Annotated in this window: 1 protein-coding gene; it reads right to left on the bottom strand. The window is 32.4% G+C overall.

Annotated elements, in window-relative coordinates:
- A partial coding sequence (locus tag JUI58_RS02400) for a transposase (protein ID WP_204102146.1) occupies nt 1-643 on the bottom strand: 643 nt, incomplete at its 3' end.
- Nucleotides 644-762 lie beyond the last annotated feature (119 nt).

The following is a 762-nucleotide window of genomic DNA, read 5'->3' as shown; positions in this document are numbered from 1 at the left end:
GCTGACGGTAGATTTCATTTCCTACTAAAAATCTCCTGTATTGCCTTTTACTCAAGATTTCTAGACTCACTCCCTTTTCTATTAATTTCTCAATATTTCCTAAATTTCGTTGGATATATTGGAGTTGTTTTTTAACAGCTTTTCTTCTTTCTTTTCGTGACACTTTTCTCTTTTTTGCAACCTTTAAATACTCTTTTCTTGCTATCTTTCGATAAGTTATCGGTTTTTTATCTAGTTTTCCTTTTATAGATTTATACAAAGTATCTATCACTTTTTCGATTAGATTTATATCGATTCTTTGACGAAAATGTACCATCATTGATGCTTCAAATGGTGCTTCATTACTGTAACATTCTTGACCAATAAAATACTGCAAATATGGGTTTTCTTTGATTTGTTCTACTACTTCTCTATCGCTGATTCCCAATTTTTCTTTAATTATTAATGCTCCTAATGCCATTCTAAATGGTTTTGCTGGCGCTCCCATTTCTTCTGAAAAATTTTTGGCATATTCTTCTTCAAACTCTGCCCACGGAATTAGCTTAGACATTATTACCCAACGATTCTCTTCACATAACTTTCCCTCCAAAAGGAATTCAAATGTTTCTCCTTGGTTATCTGTTTGCTCTCTTTTTCTGTACATCTGTTCGTAAAAATGCGGGGTTTTTCTCTATTCTACCCCTTTTTATCCCATTTAATTCTATTTTTTTGTTTCTCTAAGCCTTACACAGCAATCTTTTTATCTCTTTTCAGCAAACCCTA

Source organism: Spirulina sp. CCY15215, assembly GCF_016888125.1.
GTDB lineage: Bacteria > Cyanobacteriota > Cyanobacteriia > Cyanobacteriales > Spirulinaceae > CCY15215.
Note: the sequence above shows the minus strand (reverse complement) of the source record. Positions and strands in the feature narration are given on the sequence as shown.